The sequence below is a fragment of the Streptomyces sp. NPDC054956 genome (assembly GCF_053609185.1).
In genome coordinates this window covers 1-7,481 of the sequence record NZ_JBSGXB010000343.1, presented here as the reverse complement: position 1 = coordinate 7,481, position 7,481 = coordinate 1, and the positions used below count along the sequence as shown (strand labels likewise).

Here is a 7,481-nt window from a genome sequence, read left to right as displayed (position 1 = left end):
GGGACACCACGTGGTACGTGGGGTCCGGCCCCGGCGGCGTTCGTACGGGGTCCCGCGCGGGCGGTCCGTACGCGGGCGGTCCGTACGTCCGCGGTCCGTACGCCGGCGGACCCTGCCCTCATGGCCGCATGCCCTGGAGTTCGACGGCCGCGCAGCGCCAGCGCAGGTCGGGGCCCTGTTCCAGGCGGAAGGCCAGTGCCGTCAGGCGGTCGCCCGTCGCGATGCGGGCGAAGGCCTCGATGACCCCCGGGCCGGGGGTGAAGCGTCCGCACCCGTGGATCACGGGGCTGGGCCGGTCGCGCGGGGGGTCGGCGGGGGCCAGGGCGATCAGCTGGTCGTAGGCCGGGCCGACGGTGTGGCCCATCAGCGAGTGGACCGGGCGGCGGCCGCTGAGCACGGCGAGCAGCCGGTCGGCGAACCAGTGGTGCGGGCCGCGGTGGACCGCGGCAGGCGGGCGGCGCTGGTCGTGGCGACCCGGGGGCCGGGTGGAGTTCCTGGTCCGGGCGGTCCGGGCGGTCCTGCTGGTCATGGCGTCTTCCCCCGAGAAGTCCGGGCCCGGAACGGGTACCGGGCGGTAACTTGGTAGGGGACTTCTACGGTCCCGCGAACACGCTCCGCAACGGCCGCGCACGGCCGCCTGAGCCGGGGTCCGCCTTCACCTATCCGGGTCGGGTGCCCGCTGCCCCGGGGCCCCCGCCGCGCTCCCGCCGGGACCGGGGTGGACGCCCCGCGGCCCCGCCCCGGCACCCCGAAGGGGGACGGGACCCGTCACGGACGGAGTCCGGGGGACGGGCGCGGAGGCATCCGGGGGGCGTGCCGGTGAACGGTCGTATCCTGAGGGCGTTTCCGACTACCGAAAGCAGCCGGCCATGCGTGTGTACGTCCCCCTGACCCTTCCCGGGCTCGCCGAGGCGCACGAGGCGGGTGAGCTGGGCCCGGCTCCGCTGCGGGCGTACGCCGTCACGCCCGGGCTGCGCGAGTGGTACGTGTCGGACGACATCGAGGAGCTGGAGTACGCCGCCCTGGGCCGGGCCGCCGCCGCCTCGCTGCGGCTGATCGCCGAGGACGGCTCCGCGCCCCGCAAGCGGGTCGTCGTCGCCGTCGACGTGGACGACAAGGCCGCCACCGCCACCCCCGGGGTCGACGAGGCCACGCTGGGCCAGGTGACGCTCGCGGGGACCGTACGGCTCTCCGTGGCCGCCGCCGTGCACGTGGACGCGGAGGACGCCCTGGAGGACGTGACGGCCGCCGTGCTGGCCGTCCCCGCCGCGGACCGGGGCGACGAGGACGCGGTGTTCACCGTCGACGGGGCCGAGGACCACGAGCTGCTCTGGTTCGGGGTGCAGGAGATTCCGGGGCTGCTGAAGTGAACCCGTCCGCCCCCGCGACACCCGCGACACCCGCGTCGCCCACGACGCCCCCGGCCTCGCACATCGTGTGGGACTGGAACGGCACGCTGCTCCACGACATCGACGCCGTCATGGCCGCCACCAACGCCTCCTTCGCCGAGCTCGGCTTCGAGCCGATCAGCCTGGAGCGCTACCGCGAGCTGTACGTCGTACCGGTGCCGAAGTTCTACGAGCGCCTCATGGGCCGGCTCCCCACGGAAGCCGAGTGGGCCGTGATGGACGAGACCTTCCACCGCCACTACTGGGCCGCCGCCGAGGACGCCGGGCTCGCCGAAGGAGCCCGGGAGCTGCTGCGGGACTGGCAGGCGGAGGGGCTCACCCAGTCCCTGCTGTCCCTCGCGCCCCACGACAAGCTGGTCCCGCTCGTCCGGGCGCACGGCATCGACCGGCACTTCCTGCGCGTCGACGGCCGCACGGGGCCCTCCCACACCACCAAGGCGGGACACCTCGTACGCCACCTTCAGGCCCTGGAGGGGACGGGGGTGACGGCGCCACGTACGGTGCTCATCGGAGACGCCGTGGACGACGCGCTGGCCGCCGCTCACGTGGGCGCGGGGGCCGTCCTGTATACGGGCGGATCGCACAGCCGCGCCAGTCTGGAATCGGCCGGTGTCCCCGTCGTGGACAGCCTGGCGGAGGCCGTAAGCGCTGCTCGCGCACTGGCCGGATAGCGACCGGATCGTGACCCTGCACGGCTCCCCGGGCGCGTCGCTGTCCAGAGTGTCAAAGTTCCACCCCCGGATTTGTACACATACAGCTCATGACGAGCCGGGGGTGGAGCGAGATAGCCTGGTACCCGTGATCAGCGCGATAGTTCTCGGAGGCACTGAAGCCTCCGGCAAGCGCCCGGCGCACGACCGTGCCCGGGCCATCGCTGATCCCCGCTGCCGGGACCTCGTGCCGATCATGGCCGATTCGTTTCCGGGCGGCCTTCTCCACGGCGTAGCGCCGGTCCCGAACGGAAACCCCGCATCGCGGTGCTATGCCATTCCTTCCTTCACCTACGTCACGCAATGGCGCGCGACAGGAGCCAGAGGACATGCAGACCAAGCTGGACGAAGCAAAGGCCGAGCTGCTCGCGCGGGCGGCACGGGTAGCTGAGAACAGCCCGGCCGGGGGGCTACTTCCGACTGGGTCCGAGCAAGGGGAGCGCGGCCGTCCGGACCAGGACGCGATGCTCTCCTACCTCCAGCGCTACTACCTGCACACCGCCCCCGAGGACCTCCTCGACCGGGATCCGGTCGACGTGTTCGGGGCAGCGCTCTCCCACTACCGGATCGCGGAGACGCGCCCGCAGGGCACCGCGAACGTCCGGGTGCACACCCCCACGGTGGAGGAGAACGGCTGGACCTCCAGCCACTCCGTCGTCGAGGTGGTCACCGACGACATGCCGTTCCTGGTCGACAGCGTCACCAACGAGCTGTCCCGCCAGGGCCGCGGGATCCACGTGGTGATCCACCCGCAGGTCGTCGTCCGCCGCGACGTCACCGGCAAGCTGATCGAGATCCTCGGCCCCGACTGCGACGCCCACGGTCCGCTGACCGCGCGCCCCCACGACTCCCTCGTCGAGTCCTGGATCCACGTCGAGATCGACCGCGAGACCGACAAGGCCGACCTCAAGCAGATCAACGCCGATCTGCTGCGCGTCCTGTCCGACGTCCGCGAGTCCGTCGAGGACTGGGAGAAGATGCGCGACGCCGCGCTGCGCATCGCCGAGGGCCTGCCCCAGGAGCCCACCGCCCCCGACCTGCGCGAGTACGAGCTCGAAGAGGCCCGCGAGCTGCTGCGCTGGCTCGCCGACGACCACTTCACGTTCCTCGGCTACCGCGAGTACAACCTCGTCGACGGCGACTCCCTGGCCGCCGTGCCCGGCACCGGCCTCGGCATCCTGCGCTCCGACCCGCACCACAGCGGCAAGGACGACGGCCACCCGGTCTCGCCGTCCTTCAACCGGCTGCCCGCCGACGCCCGCGCCAAGGCCCGCGAGCACCGCCTGCTGGTGCTGACCAAGGCCAACAGCCGCTCCACCGTGCACCGCCCCTCGTACCTCGACTACGTGGGCGTGAAGAAGTTCGACGCCGAGGGCAACGTCGTCGGCGAGCGCCGCTTCCTCGGCCTGTTCTCCTCCGCCGCGTACACCGAGTCGGTGCGCCGCGTCCCCGTCATCCGCCGCAAGGTCGCCGAGGTCCTCGACGGCGCCGGTTTCGCGCCGTCCAGCCACGACGGCCGCGACCTGCTGCAGATCCTGGAGACCTACCCGCGCGACGAGCTGTTCCAGACCCCGGTCGACCAGCTCCAGGCCATCGCCACCTCCGTGCTGTACCTGCAGGAGCGCCGCCGGCTGCGGCTGTACCTGCGCCAGGACGAGTACGGGCGCTACTACTCCGCGCTCGTCTACCTGCCGCGCGACCGGTTCACCACCGGCGTCCGGCTGCGCCTGATGGACATCCTGAAGGAGGAGCTCGGCGGCATCAGCGTCGACTTCACCGCCTGGAACACCGAGTCGATCCTCTCCCGCATCCACTTCGTCGTCCGCGTCCCGCAGGGCACCGAGCTGCCCGCGCTGACCGACGCCGACGTCGAGCGCCTGGAGGGCCGCCTGGTCGAGGCCGCCCGCTCCTGGGCCGACGGCTTCGGCGAGGCGCTCGTCGCGGAACTGGGCGAGGAGCGCGCCGCCGAGCTGCTGCGCAAGTACGGCAACTCCTTCCCCGAGGGCTACAAGGCCGACCACTCGCCGCGCGCGGCCGTGGCCGACCTGTGCCACCTCGAGCGGCTCTCCGCCAGCGACCGCGAGTTCGCGCTCTCGCTGTACGAGCCGGTCGGCGCGGGCCCCGGCGAGCGCCGCTTCAAGATCTACCGCACGGGCGAGCAGGTCTCGCTCTCCGCGGTGCTGCCCGTCCTGCAGCGCCTGGGCGTCGAGGTCACCGACGAGCGGCCGTACGAGCTGCGGTGCACCGACCGCACCAACGCCTGGATCTACGACTTCGGCCTGCGCATGCCGCTCCCCAGCGGCAACGGCGACGGCGCGACGTCCAACTACCTCGGCGACGACGCCCGCGAGCGGTTCCAGGACGCCTTCGCGGCGGTCTGGCAGGGCGACGCCGAGAACGACAACTTCAACACCCTGGTGCTGGGCGCCGGGCTGACCTGGCGGCAGGCCGTCGTCCTGCGCGCGTACGCCAAGTACCTGCGCCAGGCCGGTGCCACCTTCAGCCAGGACTACATGGAGGACACCCTCCGCAACAACGTCCACACCACCCGGCTGCTGGTCTCGCTCTTCGAGGCCCGCATGTCGCCCGGCCGTCAGTCCGCGGGCAGCGAGCTCGTCGACGCGATGCTGGAGGAGCTGGACGGGGCCCTGGACCAGGTCGCCTCGCTGGACGAGGACCGCATCCTGCGGTCCTTCCTCACCCTCATCAAGGCCACGCTGCGCACCAACTTCTTCCAGCTCAACGGTGCCGGCGAGCAGCACTCCTACGTGTCGATGAAGTTCGACCCGCAGGCCATCCCGGACCTGCCGGCCCCGCGCCCGGCCTTCGAGATCTGGGTGTACTCCCCGCGCGTCGAGGGCGTCCACCTGCGCTTCGGCAAGGTCGCCCGAGGCGGTCTGCGCTGGTCCGACCGGCGCGAGGACTTCCGTACGGAGATCCTCGGCCTGGTCAAGGCGCAGATGGTCAAGAACACCGTCATCGTGCCGGTCGGCGCGAAGGGCGGCTTCGTCGCCAAGAACCTGCCGGACCCGTCGGTGGACCGCGACGCCTGGCTCGCCGAGGGCATCGCCTCGTACAAGATCTTCATCTCGGCGCTCCTCGACATCACCGACAACATGGTCGGCGGCGAGGTCGTCCCGCCCAAGGGCGTGGTCCGCCACGACGAGGACGACACCTACCTCGTCGTCGCCGCCGACAAGGGCACCGCGACCTTCTCCGACATCGCCAACGGGGTCGCGGAGTCCTACGGCTTCTGGCTGGGCGACGCCTTCGCCTCCGGCGGCAGCGCCGGCTACGACCACAAGGGCATGGGCATCACCGCCCGCGGCGCCTGGGAGTCCGTCAAGCGGCACTTCCGGGAGCTCGGGCACGACACCCAGACCCAGGACTTCACGGTCGTCGGCGTCGGCGACATGTCCGGCGACGTCTTCGGCAACGGCATGCTGCTCTCCGAGCACATCCGACTGGTCGCCGCATTCGACCACCGGCACATCTTCATCGACCCGAACCCGGACGCGGCCGTCTCCTACGCCGAGCGCCGGCGCCTGTTCGACCTGCCGCGCTCCTCGTGGGCGGACTACGACGCCTCGCTGCTCTCGCAGGGCGGCGGGATCCACCCGCGCAGCGCCAAGGCCATCCCGGTCAACGCGCAGGTCCGCGCGGCCCTCGGCATCGAGGCCGGCGTCTCCAAGATGACCCCGGCCGACCTGATGCAGGCCATCCTCAAGGCCCCCGTGGACCTGCTGTGGAACGGCGGCATCGGTACGTACGTCAAGGCGACGGCCGAGACGCACGCGGACGTCGGCGACAAGGCCAACGACGCCATCCGCGTCAACGGCTCCGACGTGTGGGCCAAGGTCATCGGCGAGGGCGGCAACCTGGGTCTGACCCAGCTCGGCCGCATCGAGTTCGCGCGCAGCGGCGCGGGCGGCGAGGGCGGCAAGGTCAACACCGACGCCATCGACAACAGCGCGGGCGTGGACACCTCCGACCACGAGGTGAACATCAAGATCCTGCTGAACTCGGTGGTCTCCGACGGTGACCTGACCGTCAAGCAGCGCAACAAGTTCCTCGCCGAGATGACCGACGAGGTCGGCCGTCTGGTGCTGCGCAACAACTACGCGCAGAACGTGGCCCTGGCCAACGGCGCCGCCCAGGCGCCCAGCCTGCTCCACGCCCAGCAGCGCTTCATGCGCCGCCTGGGCCGCGAGGGCCTGCTCAACCGGGAGCTGGAGTTCCTGCCCAACGACCGGCAGATCCGCGAGCTGCTCAACAACGGCAAGGGCCTGACCCAGCCGGAGCTGGCCGTCCTGTTCGCCTACACCAAGATCACGGTGGCGGACGAGCTCATCCACACCGAGCTGCCGGACGACCCGTACCTGGCCCGCCTGCTGCACGCCTACTTCCCGGGCGCGCTGCGCGCGAAGTTCCCGGAGCAGGTCGACGGGCACGCGCTGCGCCGCGAGATCATCACCACCGTGCTGGTCAACGACACCGTCAACAGCGGTGGCTCGACCTTCCTGCACCGCCTGCGCGAGGAGACCGGGGCCTCCCTGGAGGAGATCGTCCGCGCGCAGCTCGCCGCCCGCGAGATCTTCGGCCTGGCCGAGGTGTGGGACGCCGTCGAGGCGCTCGACAACAAGGTCGCCGCGGACGTCCAGACCCGGGTGCGGCTGCACTCGCGCCGTCTGGTCGAGCGCGGTACGCGCTGGCTGCTGAACAACCGGCCGCAGCCGCTCCAGATCACCGAGACCATCGAGTTCTTCGCCGAGCGGGTGGAGCAGGTCTGGTCGGACCTGGCCAAGCTGGTGCGCGGCGCGGACCTGGAGTGGTACGAGGCGGTCATGGCCGAGCTGATCGGCGAGGGCGTGCCGGAGGAGCTGGCGGCCAAGGTGGCCGGGTTCTCCTCCGCCTTCCCGACGCTGGACATCGTCGCGATCTCGGACCGTACGGGTGTCGAACCGCTGGCCGTCGCCGAGGTCTACTACGACCTCGCGGACCGGCTGGACATCACCCAGCTGATGGACCGGATCATCGACCTGCCGCGGGCCGACCGCTGGCAGTCGATGGCCCGCGCCTCCATCCGCGAGGACCTGTTCGCGGCGCACGCGGCGCTGACCGCCGACGTGCTGTCGGTGGGCAACGGCGACTCGACTCCCGAGGAGCGCTTCAAGGCGTGGGAGGAGAAGAACTCGGCGATCATCGGCCGTGCGCGGACCACTCTGGACGAGATCCAGGGGTCGGACGACTTCGACCTGGCGAACCTGTCGGTGGCGATGCGGACGATGCGGTCGCTGCTCCGCGCCCACAGCTAGCCGGTTCGCAGCCGCGGGCTGACCGAGAACGGGCCGGGCCCGGGACC

Annotated in this window: 4 protein-coding genes; 3 read left to right on the top strand and 1 reads right to left on the bottom strand. The window is 71.6% G+C overall.

What is annotated here, in order from left to right; genetic code table 11:
• Positions 1 to 118: 118 nt before the first annotated feature.
• Positions 119 to 529, bottom strand: coding sequence for an Rv3235 family protein (locus ACWGDE_RS33455; protein WP_453392812.1), 411 nt, complete (start codon positions 527 to 529; stop codon positions 119 to 121).
• 340 nt (positions 530 to 869) lie between these two features.
• Between ACWGDE_RS33455 and ACWGDE_RS33450 the strand changes: the two genes are divergently transcribed.
• The 3 genes from ACWGDE_RS33450 (at position 870) to ACWGDE_RS33440 (ending at position 7,434) form a co-directional block, all read left to right on the top strand.
• Positions 870 to 1,370: a DUF6912 family protein gene (locus tag ACWGDE_RS33450; protein ID WP_453392811.1), complete on the top strand. Its 501-nt coding sequence runs from the start codon at positions 870 to 872 to the stop codon at positions 1,368 to 1,370.
• Positions 1,367 to 2,080, top strand: coding sequence for an HAD family hydrolase (locus ACWGDE_RS33445; protein ID WP_453392810.1), 714 nt, complete (start codon positions 1,367 to 1,369; stop codon positions 2,078 to 2,080). The genes ACWGDE_RS33450 and ACWGDE_RS33445 overlap by 4 nt, the downstream gene beginning before the upstream one ends.
• A 368-nt stretch (positions 2,081 to 2,448) precedes the next feature.
• Positions 2,449 to 7,434, top strand: a complete 4,986-nt coding sequence (locus tag ACWGDE_RS33440; protein WP_453392809.1) for an NAD-glutamate dehydrogenase — start codon at positions 2,449 to 2,451, stop codon at positions 7,432 to 7,434.
• The last annotated feature ends 47 nt before the right edge of the window (positions 7,435 to 7,481 follow it).

Coding starts and splice junctions, on each gene's coding strand:
- ACWGDE_RS33455 (WP_453392812.1), bottom strand. CDS start 529: ATGACCAGCAGGACCGCCCGGACCGCCCGGACCAGGAACTCCACCCGG.
- ACWGDE_RS33450 (WP_453392811.1), top strand. CDS start 870: ATGCGTGTGTACGTCCCCCTGACCCTTCCCGGGCTCGCCGAGGCGCAC.
- ACWGDE_RS33440 (WP_453392809.1), top strand. CDS start 2,449: ATGCAGACCAAGCTGGACGAAGCAAAGGCCGAGCTGCTCGCGCGGGCG.